The organism is Caballeronia concitans (assembly GCF_001544615.1).
GTDB classification, from domain to species: Bacteria; Pseudomonadota; Gammaproteobacteria; order Burkholderiales; family Burkholderiaceae; genus Caballeronia; species Caballeronia concitans.
In genome coordinates this window covers 15,876-32,458 of the sequence record NZ_FCNV02000016.1, presented here as the reverse complement: position 1 = coordinate 32,458, position 16,583 = coordinate 15,876, and the positions used below count along the sequence as shown (strand labels likewise).

Annotated in this window: 15 protein-coding genes and 1 pseudogene; 8 read left to right on the top strand and 8 right to left on the bottom strand. The window is 61.6% G+C overall.

Annotation, left to right across the window (positions count from 1 at the left end; translation table 11 throughout):
* Positions 1-17: 17 nt before the first annotated feature.
* The 5 genes from nthB to AWB72_RS25470 form a co-directional block, all read right to left on the bottom strand.
* Positions 18-668, bottom strand: coding sequence for a nitrile hydratase subunit beta (nthB, locus tag AWB72_RS25490; RefSeq protein ID WP_087128850.1), 651 nt, complete (start codon positions 666-668; stop codon positions 18-20).
* The gene (gene nthA, locus AWB72_RS25485) at positions 665-1,333 is read right to left on the bottom strand and encodes a nitrile hydratase subunit alpha (RefSeq protein WP_087128848.1); all 669 of its coding nucleotides are present in this window, start codon (positions 1,331-1,333) and stop codon (positions 665-667) included. The genes nthB and nthA overlap by 4 nt, the downstream gene beginning before the upstream one ends.
* Before the next feature lie 420 nt (positions 1,334-1,753).
* The gene (locus AWB72_RS25480; protein WP_244285746.1) at positions 1,754-4,012 is read right to left on the bottom strand and encodes a c-type cytochrome; all 2,259 of its coding nucleotides are present in this window, start codon (positions 4,010-4,012) and stop codon (positions 1,754-1,756) included.
* 13 nt (positions 4,013-4,025) lie between these two features.
* The gene (locus tag AWB72_RS25475) at positions 4,026-4,529 is read right to left on the bottom strand and encodes a (2Fe-2S)-binding protein (protein ID WP_087128845.1); all 504 of its coding nucleotides are present in this window, start codon (positions 4,527-4,529) and stop codon (positions 4,026-4,028) included.
* 73 nt (positions 4,530-4,602) lie between these two features.
* A complete protein-coding gene (locus AWB72_RS25470; RefSeq protein WP_087128843.1) occupies positions 4,603-5,769 on the bottom strand; it encodes an FAD-dependent monooxygenase in 1,167 nt (388 codons plus the stop codon).
* 285 nt (positions 5,770-6,054) lie between these two features.
* Between AWB72_RS25470 and AWB72_RS25465 the strand changes: the two genes are divergently transcribed.
* The 5 genes from AWB72_RS25465 to AWB72_RS25445 are packed head-to-tail and all read left to right on the top strand — an operon-like array spanning position 6,055 to position 11,663.
* Positions 6,055-6,807, top strand: coding sequence for a maleate cis-trans isomerase family protein (locus AWB72_RS25465; RefSeq protein ID WP_087128842.1), 753 nt, complete (start codon positions 6,055-6,057; stop codon positions 6,805-6,807).
* 11 nt (positions 6,808-6,818) lie between these two features.
* Positions 6,819-7,664 carry an alpha/beta fold hydrolase gene (locus tag AWB72_RS25460; RefSeq protein ID WP_087128841.1) on the top strand — a complete coding sequence of 282 codons (846 nt, stop codon included), beginning with the start codon at positions 6,819-6,821 and terminating at the stop codon, positions 7,662-7,664.
* A 2-nt stretch (positions 7,665-7,666) separates the two neighbouring features.
* A complete protein-coding gene (locus AWB72_RS25455) occupies positions 7,667-8,710 on the top strand; it encodes a 2,5-dihydroxypyridine 5,6-dioxygenase NicX family protein (RefSeq protein ID WP_087128839.1) in 1,044 nt (347 codons plus the stop codon).
* 9 nt (positions 8,711-8,719) lie between these two features.
* The gene (locus AWB72_RS25450) at positions 8,720-9,361 is read left to right on the top strand and encodes an isochorismatase family protein (protein ID WP_087128837.1); all 642 of its coding nucleotides are present in this window, start codon (positions 8,720-8,722) and stop codon (positions 9,359-9,361) included.
* 28 nt (positions 9,362-9,389) lie between these two features.
* Positions 9,390-11,663, top strand: a complete 2,274-nt coding sequence (locus tag AWB72_RS25445; RefSeq protein WP_087128836.1) for a xanthine dehydrogenase family protein molybdopterin-binding subunit — start codon at positions 9,390-9,392, stop codon at positions 11,661-11,663.
* On the opposite strand, the gene AWB72_RS25440 is transcribed toward AWB72_RS25445, so the two are convergent.
* Complete coding sequence (locus tag AWB72_RS25440) at positions 11,660-12,112, bottom strand: MarR family winged helix-turn-helix transcriptional regulator (RefSeq protein ID WP_087128929.1); 453 nt, start codon at positions 12,110-12,112, stop codon at positions 11,660-11,662. The two genes, AWB72_RS25445 and AWB72_RS25440, sit on opposite strands and share 4 nt — an antisense overlap.
* A 424-nt stretch (positions 12,113-12,536) precedes the next feature.
* Between AWB72_RS25440 and AWB72_RS25435 the strand changes: the two genes are divergently transcribed.
* The gene (locus AWB72_RS25435; protein WP_087128834.1) at positions 12,537-13,841 is read left to right on the top strand and encodes an MFS transporter; all 1,305 of its coding nucleotides are present in this window, start codon (positions 12,537-12,539) and stop codon (positions 13,839-13,841) included.
* Positions 13,842-14,158: 317 nt separating this feature from the next.
* Here AWB72_RS25435 and AWB72_RS28995 read toward each other — a convergent pair whose 3' ends face one another.
* Positions 14,159-14,296 (bottom strand): hypothetical protein, encoded by a 138-nt coding sequence (locus tag AWB72_RS28995; protein WP_159459406.1) that lies wholly within the window; start codon positions 14,294-14,296, stop codon positions 14,159-14,161.
* 5 nt (positions 14,297-14,301) lie between these two features.
* Entirely contained in the window at positions 14,302-14,469 is a 168-nt protein-coding gene (locus tag AWB72_RS28990; protein ID WP_159459405.1) for a hypothetical protein, read from the bottom strand.
* A 269-nt stretch (positions 14,470-14,738) separates the two neighbouring features.
* Between AWB72_RS28990 and AWB72_RS25430 the strand changes: the two are divergent.
* Together AWB72_RS25430 and AWB72_RS25425 are read left to right on the top strand one after the other, a co-directional pair.
* Positions 14,739-15,010, top strand: a pseudogene (locus AWB72_RS25430) (hypothetical protein); the annotation flags it as partial.
* Between the two features lie 83 nt (positions 15,011-15,093).
* Positions 15,094-16,224 (top strand): MBL fold metallo-hydrolase, encoded by a 1,131-nt coding sequence (locus AWB72_RS25425; RefSeq protein ID WP_087128832.1) that lies wholly within the window; start codon positions 15,094-15,096, stop codon positions 16,222-16,224.
* Positions 16,225-16,583 lie beyond the last annotated feature (359 nt).

The following is a 16,583-nucleotide window of genomic DNA, read 5'->3' as shown; positions in this document are numbered from 1 at the left end:
GCAGACCCGGCGTTTGGCTAGTCGAGATACGGCTCCCAGCAATCGACACAGACCGACGCTGCTGTCGTATCCGTCCCCCAGAGTTCGGCGGCATCGAAGCGCACCGTATAGAGCCATTGCGGCTGTTCGCCGAGGCCAATCGCGTTGGCATCGGGGAAAACGTGCGCACCGTGCACGGCGATAATGGTCCCTCGTTTATCGCGGCAATAGCGTGGCAAGCGGGTGTGCGTAGGCGGATTTAGCGGACGGCTCCGCACCCTGTCGCCGACGTTAAAGCGTGCGCGGGCGGCCGGGGGACGATCGACAGGGCTGCCCCGGAGCAGCGCGGCGGCTACTTGGTCGGCCATCAATACACGAGGGACCGGTGCTGCTGCACTTTTCGACACACCGGTCCGAATCTCCTCCGCAGTTGCCAGGCCCGTGCTCTGCAGCAGCTTTTCAAGTCCCTCCACCCAGATCTGGTAATAGCTGCTCGAAAGGTACTGCGCAGGCGGCAAGCCTTCGCGTGCGGCACGAGACATGTCGATGTTCCACTTGCCGACCGCGCCCATCGCCAGCGTGATTGCCAGCACCCGGCGCTCCCAGTCAGCGTGAAAGAGCGAGGCGTCGGCTTGCGCCTGTATCGGACCGAATGCCTGCATGCCGCCGAGGTCTTGTGCGCCGTTCATGCGGACTCCTGTTTCGATTCCGGTGTCTTTGGCAATCCTGTCCCGATCATCGAGTCACGTGTTACGAGTTCAGCCAGCGCCTCGTCGGAAAAGTCCTCGGTTCCGGGAGGCTGCATGGGCAACACCAGATACCGGACCTCAGCGGTGGAATCCCACACGCGGAACTCTACTTCGGCGGGCAATTCGAACCCGAACTCCTTCAATACACCACGCGGATCGATCACCGCGCGCGACCGGTAAGGCGCCGACTTGTACCAAACCGGCGGCAGCCCAAGCACCGGCCAGGGATAGCAGGAGCACAGCGTGCAGACCACCATGTTGTGCACAGCGGGCGTGTTCTCCAGCACCACCATGTGTTCGCCCTGCCTGCCTGCGTAGCCGAGCGACGCGATCGCGGCGGTAGCGTCGCGCAGCAGCCATTGCTTGAACGCCGGGTCGCTCGACGCCTTCGCAACTACGCGCGCGCCATTGTGTGGCCCTACCTTATGCTCGTACGTCTCGATCAGGATATCGAGAGCACTGGGATCGACGTACCCCTTCTCGACCAGCAGGGACTCCAGCGCACGGACACGTAACTCCATCTCCGACAACGCACTACCGTTGTGGTCGTGCGCGTCGGCATGCGCATGCTCCCGCTGGTCGCCTTTAGAAAAGCTGCGGTTCATCGCAGATTGCCCGGATAATCCCCTTACGGAAAGGAGTATGGGTGACGCAAGACGCAAATGCAAACAGGAAGGTACGCGCCCCGCCGACGTGCTGCGCGGCGAAACCGCTCGAACGTCGACGCAAATTTGCCGACGTTTGATTCCGACCCCTATCTGTCGTTCGTCCCCTAAGTTGCCGAATGTCTTTCGGCAATCAGTAGCCGCCGTTCGAGTCCCCTCACGCAGTTCCTTACTAGAGGTCATAAAGCACCCTGTGTGTAAGTCGGCACCCTGCGCGTAGAGCAGGCTGTGCTGACGCGTGACGACGGTCAATCGCATTCCGCGTTGCCCGGCGTTCAGCCATGCCTTTGCGGCTTCGAGCACCGCAAAGTGCGGTGGGTTGCGATGGTCTCTCGGACGTCATGAGCGCCCGTCGCAGCCTCAGTGCGCCGCGTGCCTGGCCCGGGCGGAAGCGTTCTCAAGGTTGGTCCAGGCAGGCTGGTCCGGTGCATAGCGCGCACGAATGTACGCGGCAAGCTCGGCCATCTGCTTGTCATCGTAGACATCGCGGAAGCCTGGCATGTAGCCCAGTTCCGCCGTTGCCGGATCGTCGATGCCGTTGTGCAGCACATGCAGGAGGTTATCCGGCCGCGCCTGCGCCACGCTCGTGTTCAGGCCCATGAGCGGCCTCACGCCCAAATGTCCGACGCCGCCCGAACTAGCGTGACATACCGCGCACGCAGTCTCGAAGGTGCGTCGTCCGCGCTCCAGCCCCATCACGCTGACGACATCCGCGCCCGCCGATTGCTTCTGCACCGCGTGTTCGGCGGCGGCATCGTCGACCGGTGGAGACAGCGAGGTGAGGTAGTGCGCAATGGCCTTTACATCGGATTCAGGAAGCTGTGACAGTCCGGCTACGACCGGTCCCATCGGGCCTGCGGCGACGCCGTGTTCCTTCGAGAAGCCCGTGCGGAGGTAGTCGAACAGCGCCTTCTCGGTCCACGGCACCGGTCCGCGATGGCCGACCAGCGCGGGCGCATCCCAGCCTTCTGCTTCGCCGCCGGCAAGATACGCAAGTCCGCCCTTTTCCGCGCCGAGCCGGTTGCGCGGCGTATGACACGCGCCGCAATGCGCGGCGCCGTCGACGAGATATTTGCCACGATTCCACATCGACGATTTCGATAAATCGGGCACGAACTCGCTGTCATCGTGATAGAGCCAGTTCCAGCCGGCTACCGCGGGACGCAGGCTCATCGGAAAAGGCAGCTTCGTTTTGGGCGAAACGTTTTTCACTGCGGGCTGCGACATCAGGTACGCATAGAGCGCCAGCATGTCCGGCTCGCTCATCTTCGCGAACGCCGTATAAGGGAACGCGGGATACAGATGCCTGCCGTCGCGCGCAATACCTTTGCGCATCGCGCGTTCGAATGCCGGATACGACCATGTGCCGATGCCCGTCTCCGCGTCCGGCGTAATGTTGGTCGAATAGATGGTGCCGAACGGCGTTTCGAGCGCGAAGCCACCCGCATTCGTCGCACCGTTGGAAGCCGTATGACACACCGCGCAGTCACCGGCAATGGCGACCTGCCGTCCGCGTTCGAGCGTTGCCGCGCTCCATGTCGAGGCATTGAGACTGCCCGGCGCAATGGGCGCGATCTTCGCCGGACCCGCAACGATCGCACACGCGAGACCAATGAGCCCGCCGACGAAACCGGCGACGCCGCCGCCAGCGAGAAGCCGCTGGATGCGGTTTGGACGTGGCGCGCTCGCGCCGGGAGGCACGGGTTGCGCGGCTGCGAGTTGCGCTTGCAGTTGCTTCGAGTCGAACGGCGGTTGCCGGAAGCGGACGCCAGTGGCATCGAAAATTGCGTTCGCTATGGCGGCGGCTGCGGGTGCTGTTGCCCGTTGTGCGTCCGGTTTCGATAACGCGTCTTCAAGCGATGCCGCGAGATCGAGCGACAGCGGCTTTGCATCGGTTATCGCTTCATCATGTGTCGGTCGAGTCTTGAACGACTGCCCCAGCGCCAGCGATACCGCGCTCTCGATCAGCGTATGCGGCACGCCGTTCAACACCGGCACGCGCCCTTCGCCATATCCGGCGACGACACGGCGTACCGCGACATCGCCGGTCTGCCGATGGACATCCACATCGACGATCCACGCGGACCAGTTCGGCTCGCCTTCGCGCTCGCCGTCCATTGCGAAGCCGCGGCCTTGCAGCCACTGCGCGCCTGCAGCGGGCCGTGCCTTGCGCCCCCACGCCGCCCGTTCCGTGACGATGCGCACGACTTCGCGTGCGGCGGCATCGTCATCGAGGTCTAGATGGCGTAGTCGCAAGGCGACAGGATCGACGCAAAGTTCGCTCGCTGTCTCGTCCATGAACGACTCGCGCGCGAACACATGCGCATGCGGCGGTATGGCATGCGCTGCATCATCGAACATGAGCGACGCATGAACGTGACGATAGACGAAAGAAGACGCAGGCCGCCAGTCGGGCGAGAATAATCCGGTCCGCGATACCGTCTTGTCCAGCGAGACGCGGTACTGGTAGCTGCGCAATGCGCCGGCCGAAGTCATATTCGCGCTCACTTCCAGCGATGCAAATCGATCGTTCTCGCAAGCCGGCCAGCGATAAGTATGCGTGCGACGCGTCGACGACGGCGCATCGACGAGATCGGGAAGCGCTTCCGCCCTCTCCAAAAGGTCGCTCGTTTTACTGTTCATCTTGCGGCTGTTGATAGTGAGCGGCCCGGCGCACCGCCTCCATAATTTCGATGTGCGTGCCGCATCGGCAGAGGTTGTAGCGCAAGGCGTCGCGGATGTCGGCATCGGTGGGAGACGCGTTGCGTTCGAGCAGCACTTTGGTGCTCATGACCATGCCGTTGAGGCAGTAGCCGCATTGCGCCGCCTGTTCTTCAATGAACGCGCGCTGAATGAAATGCAGCTTCTCCGGCGTGCCGAGTCCTTCGAGCGTGACGATATCGCGCCCGACCGCAGCACTGGCAGGGACGACGCACGAGCGCGTGGCCTGGCCATCGACGATCACGGTACACGCGCCGCACTGTCCCAGGCCGCAGCCATACTTTGGGCCGTTCAGTTCGAAGTCGTTGCGCAGAACCGTCAGCAAGGGAGCATCCGACGCCACGAATTCGATGGTGCGCGTGTGCCCGTTCACGCAGAGCGTGACCGGACCATCGACCGGGCGTGGATGAGACATGACCTGAACCTCGTTGGCAAATGACGTTGATGCTAGCCTGCCGCCCCGACAAACGCGAGGCGGCCAAAAAAACTCAGGCCTCGACGGGCGTCGCGTCTGTCGCGTCCTTCTGCGGCGAGACGAGCGGAATCTCGTACACGTCGTAGCCGAAGCACCATGCCGGATCTTCGTTCGTGCGCAGCCACGTGTTGTTGTGCGATACGAGCTGCACCTTCGAAGCACGCGTCGCACGGTTCGCTTCGTACAGCGCGAACGCGTTCGTGTAGTCGCTCACACCGACTTCGTCGAGACAGCGCGTCAGCATCGCGGCATCTTCGATCGCCATTGCCGCGCCTTGCGCCATGTGCGGTTTCATCGGATGGCAGGCGTCGCCCAGCAGAACCATGCGGCCACGGCTCCACAGCGGCAGCGGATCGCGTTCGAGCAGCGGCCACTTGGAAATGGACGGCGAGACATCGATCAGATGCTGAATGTCCGGATGCCAGCCCGCGAACGCTTCCTTCATCTCTTCGCGGCTACTTTCCATGAACGGCACGCCAGCCGGCCATTCCTTCTGCGGCACGCCGGTGACGTAGTAATACTCGTCGTGCTTTTCGGTGACGTAGTAGACCATCATGTGACGGTCGCCCGACCACCACTTCACGCAGGCATCGTACGGCTTGTTGTTCAGGAGCGATGCCGGGAACACCGCGCGATGCGCCACCCAGCCAGTGTATTTCGGCGGCTCCGCGCCCAGCAGATGATCGCGGATCTTCGAATTCACGCCGTCTGCGCCGATCACGATATCGGCAGTTTCGACGGAACCGTCAGCGAAGGTCATGCGCACTTCGTTGCCGGTATCTTCCACCGACGTCAGCTTCTTGCCGAAGCGCACCACGCCCGGGCTGCACGCCTGCGTCAGCAACGAGTGAAAGTCGCCGCGATGCACGGTCAGATAGCTCGCGCCGTAGTTCTTCACGGCAAACTCGCCGAGCGGAATCTGCGACATGATTTCCGCGCTCTTGCCATCGCGGCTGTACCAGTAGTCGGGATGCGAACCCATTGCATTGAGCGCGTCTTCGCAGCCGATGCGACGCATCACCTTCATCATGTTCGGCCCGACGTGGATGCCCGCGCCCAGTCGCGAGAAAGCGTGCGCCTGTTCGTACAGCACGACGTCGTAGCCGCTGCGCTCAAGCAGTGCGGCGGCGGTTGCGCCGCCAAGTCCAGCGCCGATGACGGCAATGCGGGCTTTGCTCATGGAATTCTCCTGATCGATATGGGCTCGTGACGTCCTCTGGACGCCCAAGCGAAGTGACGGTGTAAATATAGCGTACACACTCCAAATAACTAAAACAAGAGGGAATCTCCCGAGAGCTATGATCAGCTTCTATTCGGCATATATCCGCACAGATAGTGAAACCCCTCATCACCATGGTGCATGAATGTTTTTGTTCGTATTGTCGTTTTATAACGTACACGCTAGACTTTGTGCACGAGTCGTCCTCTTCCGGGAACGGCCTTCCGACACCTGCCAGGAGCTTTCATGTTCAAGACCTATCGCATCGGCCAGATCGTGCCGAGTTCGAACACGACGATGGAAACCGAAATCCCCGCGATGCTGCGTCTGCGCGAAACCATCCGGCCCGAGCGCTTCACATTCCATTCGAGCCGCATGCGCATGAAGAAGGTCGTCAAGGAAGAACTCGCGGCAATGGATGCGGAATCGGACCGCTGCGCAATCGAGTTGTCGGATGCACGTGTGGATGTGCTGGGTTACGCGTGTCTCGTCGCGATCATGGCGGTGGGACGCGGCTATCACCGCGTGTCACAGGAACGTCTGACGAAGCACACGACGGAGAACGGCGCGCATGCGCCGGTGCTCACCAGCGCGGGCGCGCTCGTCGATGCATTGAAGGTCATCGGCGCGAAGAAGATCGTCGTGGTTGCGCCGTATATGAAGCCGCTGACGGAACTCGTCGTCGATTACATCGGCAGTGAAGGGTATGAGGTCATCGACTGGACGGCGCTCGAAATTCCCGACAATCTCGATGTCGGCCGTCATGATCCGTCGCGTCTGCCGGAAATCGTCTCGAAGCTGAACTATCAGGATGCGGATGCCATCGTGCTGTCGGCATGCGTGCAAATGCCTTCGCTGCCCGCCGTCGCAAAGGTCGAAGCGATGACCGGCAAGCCCGTCATCACCGCTGCCATCGCCACGACGTACGCGATGTTGCGCAATCTCGATTTGGAACCGATCGTTCCCGGCGCGGGCGCGTTGTTGTCCGGCGCTTATTGAGGAGTTTCCACATGTCCTCTACGTTTCTCTACGGCGGCAACGTATGCGCAAACGGCATCCGCCAGCATTATTTGCGCTATGGAAGCCGCGCGAACGAGCATGCGGCGCGGCCGGCCATCGTGCTGATTCCGGGCATTACGAGTCCCGCGATCACGTGGGGCTTCGTCGGTGAAGTGCTCGGCACGCGCTTCGATACCTATGTGCTCGATGTGCGCGGACGCGGTTTGTCATCGGCATCGGATACGCTCGACTACAGCCTCGATGCGCAAGCCGACGATATCGTCGAACTCGTCAAGGCGCTGGGCCTGGCTTCGTTCAGCCTCGTCGGGCATTCGATGGGGGCGCGTATCGCGGCGCGTGCGGCCTCGCGTATCGAGAGCGGTCTGCAAAGTATCGTGCTGATCGATCCGCCGGCTTCCGGTCCCGGCCGCCGTCCGTATCCGTCGCAATTGCCGTGGTATGTGGATTCGATGGCCCTCGCCCGCACCGGCATGGACGCCGAAGCCGTGCGCCAGTTCTGTCCGACGTGGACTTTCGAGCAGCGCCAGTTGCGCGCCGAATGGCTGCATACGTGCGACGAGCGTGCGGTGCTGGCATCGTTCAAGGGCTTTCATGAAGACGACTTTTTCGCCGATGCCGCGCGTCTTCGAGTGCCCTCGCTGCTCATCACCGCAGAACGCGGCGATGTCGTGACATCGGAGGATGTCGGCGAATTGCAGCGCGCCACGCCTTCGATGCTTCACACGCGCGTGCCGAACGCGGGTCACATGATTCCGTGGGACAACGAAGCCGGGTTCTATGCGGCGCTGAGCGATTTTCTCGGCGCGTCCGTCACGCTCGACGCTTCCAGGAGATAACGATGGCTATCAGCGACTTTCAACTGATCGAAGCATGGAAAGAAGTGCTCACGTTGTCGAAGCTTGAACGCGGGCAGACGGTGACGATCCTGACGAGCGCGAGCACCCACCCGCAGACCTTGTCGTGCGCACTCATTGCGACGCAGTCGATGGGCGCGATCGTGAATCGTCTCGATCTGCCGCCCATCAACGGTGAGAAAGGGTTCAGCCGCGACTCGCTCGCGTATCTCGGCACCACGCCGCTCACCGGCAATCAGGCCGCCATCGCCGCGCTGAAGAACAGCGATCTCGTGCTCGACCTGATGACGCTGCTGTTCTCGCCCGAGCAGCACGAGATTCTGCAATCCGGCACGAGAATTTTGCTCGCCGTCGAGCCGCCCGAGGTGCTCGTGCGCCTCGTGCCGACGCTCGCGGATCGCACGCGCGTGCTGGCTGCGACCGCGCGCATCGAAAAGGCTCGTCAGATGCACGTGCACTCCGACGCAGGAACGGATTTCACGTGCCCGATGGGCAATTTTCCGGCCATCGCCGAATACGGTTTCGTCGATGAACCGGGCCGCTGGGATCACTGGCCGAGCGGCTTTGCGCTGACCTTTCCGAACGATAAGACGACGCATGGGAGGATCGTCATCGACCGGGGCGATATCCTGTTGCCGCAGAAGCATTACGTGAACGAGCCGATCACGCTGACGGTGGAAGGCGGCTATGCGGTGCGTATCGAAGGCGGCACGGACGCGGCGCTGCTGCGCGATTACATGGAAACCTTCGACGATCCGGAAGGCTATGCCATCTCGCATATTGGCTGGGGTTTGCAACCGCGTGCGCGCTGGTCGACACTCGGTCTCTATGACCGCGAAGCGACCATCGGCATGGATGCGCGCGCGTTCGAAGGCAACTTCCTGTTCTCGCTCGGACCGAACAACGAAGGCGGCGGCGATCGCACGACGACCTGCCACATCGATATTCCGCTGCGCCATTGCACCGTGTCGCTCGACAACGAAGTCGTCGTCCGCGATGGCCGCGTGCTCGACGCCCATCAAGCTTAAAGGCATCACATGAACGATCTGTCCACGCATGCGGAAGCGCATGTCTACCAACAGCAAGGATTCGGCACCGCGATGCCGCCGAAGGGGCGCGTCGCGTTGTTGATCGTCGATCTCGTAGTCGGTTTCGCCGATCCGAAGGTGTTCGGCGGTGGCAATATTCCGCAGGCGATCGAGCGCACGAAGGAAGCGCTGAAGGTGGCGCGCGAGAAAGGCTGGCCTGTGGCGCACAGCCGCATCGTCTATGCCGCCGATGGCAGCGATGACAACGTGTTCTCGCTGAAAGTCCCCGGCATGGCGACGCTGACCGAGGACAATCCAAACAGCGCCATCGTGCAGGAGTTGACGCCTGCAAAGGGCGAACTCGTCGTGCGCAAGACGGTGCCATCGGCATTCTTCGGCACGCAACTGACGCCGTGGCTCGCGCAGCAAGGCATCCAGACGCTGCTGGTCGCGGGCGCCGTCACAAGCGGCTGCGTGCGCGCGAGTGTGGTCGATGCGATGTCGTTCGGCTTCCGTCCGTTCGTCCTTGCGGACTGCGTGGGTGATCGTGCGCTTGCTCCGCACGAAGCGAGTCTCTTCGATATGGGTCAGAAATACGCCACCGTGCTGCCGCTGTCCGAAGCGCTCGCGACGATCGCGGAAGCGCGATAATCGGTATAGCAACGAAGAGAGGAACAACGTGAATCGCGCTGAACTGCTTGCCCGCAACGGTCGTCTGGCCATCGTTCGCCAGCCGGTCAAACCGGTCATTCCCGCGCGCGGCCAGCCGGGCAGCAGTTCGACTTTCGTGCCCGAGATTCCCGAAGTCTTCGTCGCCGTCCTCGACAATGACAGCATTCTCGCGTTCAACGGGCATGTGGACCTGGGCACGGGCATTCGCACATCGCTGGCGCAGATCGTCGCAGAAGAATTCGATGTTCCCGCCGAACGCGTCCGCATGATTCTCGGCTCGACCGCTGCAACGCCGAATCAAGGGCCGACTATTGCGAGCGCGACGATTCAGATCAGCGCGGTGCCGTTGCGATGCGCCGCGGCGCAGGCGCGACTCGCTTTATTGCAGCTTGCCTCGGAGCGGATGGGCGTCGAAACCGAGCGTCTGACGACCTTGAACGGGCGCGTGTTCGTCGAAGGCGACGATTCCGCAAGCGATTGTTCTTTCGGCGAACTGGTGAAAGACCGGCAAATCACGTTCGAGCTCGATACCCAGGTCAAGACGAAAGACCCTTCTCGGTATCGGCTCATCGGCCAGTCGTCGAGGCGTGTTGATGTGCCTGCCAAGGCTACCGGCCAGCTAACTTTCGTTCACGATGTGCGCATGCCCGGCATGTTGCATGGCCGCGTTGTGCGGCCGCCGTATAGCGGCATCGATTCTGGCGAGTTCGTCGGCAAGTCGCTCGTTTCCGTCGATGAATCTTCCGTCGCCGATATCCCCGGACTTCGCGCGGTCGTCGTCATCGGCGATTTCGTCGGCGTGGTCGCGGAGCGGGAAGAATTCGCGGCGCGTGCGGCACGCAAGCTCAAGGTGCAATGGCGCACAATGCCGCCGTTAACGCCGATGGACGACATCGAACAGGCCATCTGCAACGCGCCCGCGACGCCGCGGCTTCTGCTCGAAGAAGGCGACGTGGAAAGTGTTAAGGCTGACGGCACCACATTCTCCCGAACCTACGTGTGGCCTTATCAGATGCACGGTTCGATCGGGCCTTCATGTGCGGTCGCGGACTATCGGGAAACGGGCGACGGACGCATCACGGTGTGGTCGGGGACGCAGAATCCGGTTTCGTTGCGGCACGATCTGTCGAAGCTCGTCGGACGCAGCGAAGCGGATTTCGATATCGAGCGCTTGGAAGCATCCGGCTGCTACGGCCGCAACTGCGCCGACGACGTCTGCGGCGATGCGCTGCTGCTCTCGCGCGCCGTGAAGCAACCGGTCCGCGTGCAACTCACGCGGCAGGACGAACATCTGTGGGAACCGAAAGGCACCGGCCAGGTGATCAAGGTCACCGGCACGGTGACGAGCGATGGCCATCTCATCGGCTATGACTTTTCGACGCGCTATCCATCCAACGATGCACCTTTGCTCGCTTCGCTGCTGACTGGCGCGCAGCCGGCGATATCGGGCACCTTCGAAATGGGTGATCGCACCGCCGTGTCGCCTTACGAGTCGCCCAACCGACGCTTCGTCTGCGAGGACCTCGCATCGATCGTGCGCGCATCGTGGCTGCGAGGCGTCTCGGCGCTGCCGAACTCTTTCGCACACGATTCCTTCGCCGATGAATGCGCGGCTCTCACCGGCACCGATCCGCTCGACTATCGCATCCGGCATCTGAAAGACGATCGCGCAATCGATCTGCTGCGCGCCGTCGCTCACCGTGCGGGATGGCAGGCGCGGCCTCATCGCATCGAAAAGGAAGGGCGTCTGGTGCGTGGCAGGGGCATGGCGTATGCGCGCTATGTGCATAGCCGCTTTCCCGGCTTCGGCGCAGCTTGGGCGGCGTGGATCGTCGATCTCGTCGTCGATCGGCTGAGCGGCGACATTACGGTGGAGCGCGTCGTCATCGGACAGGATACGGGCACGATGATCAATCCGGACGGCGTGCGTCATCAGATCCACGGCAACGTGATTCAGGTGCTCAGTCGCTCGCTGAAAGAACGCGTGCGCTTCAGCGATGGGAAGACCGCCGCGCGAGACTGGTCGAGCTATCCCATTCTGACCTTCGCGGAAGTGCCCGCCATCGATGTCGTGCTGATGCCGCGACAAGGCGAACCACCGATGGGCGCGGGTGAATCTGCATCGGTGCCGGGACCGGCTGCGCTGGCCAACGCCATCTTCGATGCCACCGGCGTGCGCTTTCTCGCGCCGCCCTTTACGCCGGAGAACATTCGCGCCGGCCTGGAGAAGGCAGGGCGGCTCTACGTGCCGAACGAGGACGTCAGTCGCGCCCTCCCCTAACGCGTTTCACTCTCGTCGAGTTCGAGCATCTTGCGCAGCAAATATTGCAGCGCTACCCGCTCGGCAGGATTCAGCACGCCGTAAGTGCGCTCGGTGACTTGCGTGGCGAACGGTACGGTGGCATCGATCAGAGCCTCACCCTGATGCGTGGGCTTCACCACCAGCTTTCTACCGTCCGTAGAATCGGGCGCAACTTCCACCAAATTGCGCGCCTTGAGGCGATCGACCACGCCCCGGATGGTCGCCTGATCGATGGCCGTCGTCTTCACGATGTCGTTCAGCGAACATCCCCGGCTTTCCTTGACCGCGGATAGCGCCACGAATTGCGCGGCCGTCAGTTGGGAATCCGGAATCGCCTCCTGAAAGATTGCGACATGCCGCTGATATGCACGGCGCAACAGATGACCAATCTGGTCATGGAAGTCGTAGACATCATTCGAAGGCGACATATCCGGAGAGGCGGTATCCAAAGAATTGGGCGCATGGCGGCTCACTTGCATGACTTCCATTTTAACGGACCGACTCCGAAGCAAAACATCGAGGTGCTGACAGGCGGCACGGCGGCTGTCAGGGCGATCTGGACACGGCTGAGACGGTCTGCACTGAGTAAGTGCGGGACTCGTCGTACCTAGTGCCATTTTAAGCGTATGCGCTTAAATTTGGTGCGCGACGATCATTGTCTTACAAGTTTCCTTCTCGACGACGCGTATCCGCAGGGCATGGATAATTATGCCTCTGATCGCCTGCTAAGAAGGGCCAGGACACTCAGGGTATTTTCTAGCGTGTACGCTTGTATTTTGACGTGCTATACAGGTTCCTGAGACGCGCGACACAGGTCTGCGTCAAGGAAACTTCATTCAAACAGGGTCACCCATGTCAACTGTTCAATCTGGCGTCGGCGTCGTATCCGGTGACGCTCATCGAGAGCTTTACCGGAAGGTCACGGTTCGCGTCATCACGCTGTTCTGTCTGTGCTACTTCGCGGCCTATCTCGATCGGGTGAACATCGGCCTGGCGAAGCTTCAGATGCTCGATGCGCTGAAATTCGGCGATGCCGTCTACGGTCTCGGCGCGGGCCTATTCTTCGTCGGCTACGTGCTGTTCGAAGTACCGAGCAACCTCATCCTTCAGCGCGTGGGCGCGAAGTTCTGGATTGCGCGCATCATGATCACGTGGGGCCTGCTGTCGGGCGCGACCATGTTCGTGCATACGCCGATGCAGTTCTACATCGTCCGATTCCTGCTCGGCGTGGCCGAAGCCGGCTTTCTGCCGGGCGTACTGCTTTATCTGACGCAGTGGTATCCGGATGCGCGGCGCGCGCGGATCGTCGCGCTGTTCATGGTCGGCCTGCCCATGTCGAGCATGATCGGCAGCCCGATCTCCGGCTGGATCATGCGCGCCTTCGATGGCGCGCACGGTCTCGGCGGCTGGCAATGGCTGTTTCTGCTCGAAGCGCTGCCTTCGGTGCTGCTCGGCTTCGCGGTGCTGCGCTGGCTGCCGAACACCATCGAGTCGGCCAAATGGCTGACGGACGATGAAAAGAAGACCTTGCGCGCGGAACTGCGCGACGAAGCATCGGAACACAAGAGCCACAAGCTCATCGAAGCGTTCACCAATCGCAAGGTGTGGTCGCTCGGTCTTATCGATCTGTGCGTGCTGCTCGGTCTCTATGCCGTGAGCTTCTGGCTGCCGACGATTCTCAAGGACACCGGCGTCACGGACTCGTACCACATCGGCTGGCTGATGGTCATTCCGAATGCGGCCGCTGTCGTCGGCACGCTGCTGTGCGGCGCGAGTTCCGACCGGGCGCGCGAGCGGCGCTGGCATATCGTCGTGCCGTTCGCGGTGGCCGCCGCTGCGCTGGTGATCGCCGGCGCGACGACGCCGAGCACGGCCATGACCGTGCTGCTGTTCTCGCTGGTGAACGCCGGCGCCGCGGCGGCGATGCCCGTCGTATGGGCGATTCCGTCCACGTTCCTGCGCGGCACCGCAGCGGCCGGCGGCATTGCGTTCGCGTGTTCGATCGCAAATGTCGGCGGCTTCGGCAGTACTTATCTGATCGGCTATCTGCGCGACACGTTCCACACGCAGAGCGCCGGGCTTTACGCTTTCGCCGCCTTCATTCTGTTCGGCTGCGCGCTGGCGCTGGCGTTTCCGAAGAGTCTGGTGAATCGTTGACTCAGCTGGTCATCGCGGCAGCCACGGCCGCGCGACCAGTCACGAGAACGCCAGCGCCCCGCACAGAATAGCCCGCCTGGGCGCGTCGATTGCGGCGCTAAGACGCGCCGTCGTGCTGGTCTATATTGCTCAACCCGCTCGGGGCCCACCCTTCGACGGCTCCGCTTTTGACTGACATACCGTCGGGGCGCATCGCTCCTGGCGTCTGTCTGATGTTCGTAGGTGAGCCGCCGCTCAGATGACCACACGCAGCCGAAGGAGTGACTGGATCTGGCCGCGTGCGCCCGATGCGGTCGGATTGTCTTCTACGTCAGCGCTCAGCGATCGGCGTTCTGCCATCCCGGCGAGTCATCGACGCGATCGCTCGGACCATTCTCGATAAAATCGTCCTCGAAGCTCTGTCCAACCAAGTGGTCGTAGTCCGCCGGCTGGCTATTGACGATGGCTCGGAACATTTGAATCAATGCGTTGCCATCTTGTAGATGTGCGACCACGACACGAGCAGTACGCAGGAAAACAGATTCGCGGACAGGCGGCGCTGCACTTCCGTCGTGCAGTTCGAAGCAAAACGATGAACCTCTTCATGCCCTTCCGGCAGCCGGGTATGGCCCCGAATTGTTGCTTTCATCGTTGTGCGTCGAGGAATGTTTTTCGCACGGCAAGCAATTCAGGTGCCGCTAGTCGCTACCCCGCCTCCGACCGAAGTCGAATCGACCTGCGGGCGTCGTAGCGATTTGAGCGCTGCCCGAACATACCGAAGATTCCGTCCGGGCCAAAGCATTGACCGCTCATGCCCACCTGTAGCCGCATGCCCAGCAGTTTTACTTACTGGCAGCATAAGCAATCCTACTTATACTGCCGTTTGTTCGCCACCTTCTCCTTACCGCGACAAAACCTATCTATGTCGGTCTCGAGAACGCCGATGCGATGACTGCGATTGACACACTGACCAACACGGTCATCGCGACCGTGCCCGTTGTCCAGGCGCCGCAAGGGCTGTCACGTATGTGCCGGATGCGGTGCTGGAAGGTGATGGTGCGCAGAACCTTCAGACACTCGGCCTTGCTGGTCAGAGCGTCCATCTCGCACTGGTGCCGGTGGGGGCGGTGGTGGGGACGGGTAAGACGGCGGATGCCGCAAGTGCGGCGACACATGCACCTACGACGGTTCAGCGATCAGCAACGACCGTCGTGATACGGCTGGTCCTCGCTATACGGTTCGTTCTCGCGTGTCTCGTTCAAGGAGGATGGCAATGAATGACGACTATCTGGCAAGTCGATCGCGCCGCACCCTGCTTCGCGCAACCGGTGCCGGCGCCATGGGCGTCTTGTCGGGAGCGCTCCTCGGTCCGTCCCATCTAGCATGGGCAGAGCCTTTGACTGGGGCTGTGCCGACCGTCGATAAACTTTCGATTCGCGTGGTGACCGATTCCTCATACTCTGCGCTACTCCCCGGAGGTCGGACGGGCACGGTCGACATTGTCCGGTTCGGACTGCCGCTCAGTCCAAGTCACGCGCCCGGCCGCACGCTGGAGAACGAGTGGGGCCTGAGCCTACTCGCGCATTCCACCCAGGGCGCCCAGAGCCGACAGGTGCTGATTGATTTCGGCTATACACCGGGGACATTGAACAACAACCTCGAGTTGCTGAAGATCGATCCGGCACAACTGGACGCGCTGCTTCTAACTCACGGCCACTACGATCATTTCGGCGGCATGGTGGGATTTCTGCAGAACAACCACAGCAAACTGAAAACGAAGCTGCCGATTTATCTCGGTGGCGAAGAATGCTTTTGCACGCGAGAAAATCGCGGCGGCCAGTTCGGTTCGCTCGACCGGCAGGCCATGCGCGACGCGGGCCTCGTCATCACCTTTGCCGAGCGGCCGGCAATAGTGGCCGACCATGCTTTCACAACAGGCTGGATCGATCAGATGACGTTCGAGAAGCCGATTAACCCGAGCGTCATGACCGTGGGCATGCGTGACGGCGTCGGTTGCGCGGCGGACAAATTGCCGGCGGCCAAGCAGAACGTCATGTCGATTCCCGACGACTTTGAACATGAGCAAAGCACCGCTTATCTTGTCAAGGACCGCGGACTGGTTGTGCTGACCTCATGCGCGCATCGCGGCGTATTGAACTCGGTGCGGATGGCAATGAAGGTATCCGGCGTCGCAAAGGTCCACGCGATCATCGGCGGTTTTCATCTGACGCCGCAGCCGCTCGAGTATCAGCAGAAAACCGTCGACGAGTTGAAGGCCATCGATCCGGACTATCTGATTCCGATGCATTGTTCGGGCCAGACGTTCTACACAATGGCTTCTCAAGGCTTGCCGGGCAAGGTGCTGTTGTCGTCGACGGGAACGCAGTTCACATTCGGCGCATGACAGCGGACCGCCGCGTAATGAATCGAAAGCGTGCAGTAAGGCCGGTAGTTGCTTGCCGCCGATAATCGCCGGAGTCGGAGACCTATTCGGCCGCAAGCGACCTTCGAAATTGCGATCTATGGCCGGTTCTTGGGTGGAAACGACGCCTGAATGTCTGAGCGATGGTTCTAGCAAATGACGCCTGGTGGCCGCACTGAGCCACCTGACGTTCACTCCGCAACGTCGTCGTGCCTCACGCCTTCTGACTTCGAATGGCGCATAGATTTTCCCACCAAGGGCCGACCTGATAGCTTTTGCTGAGACAACTGCCATCTGTTCGCTGGTGTGTTGTTGGACTGTTGGACGACAGCGTGGTCGAC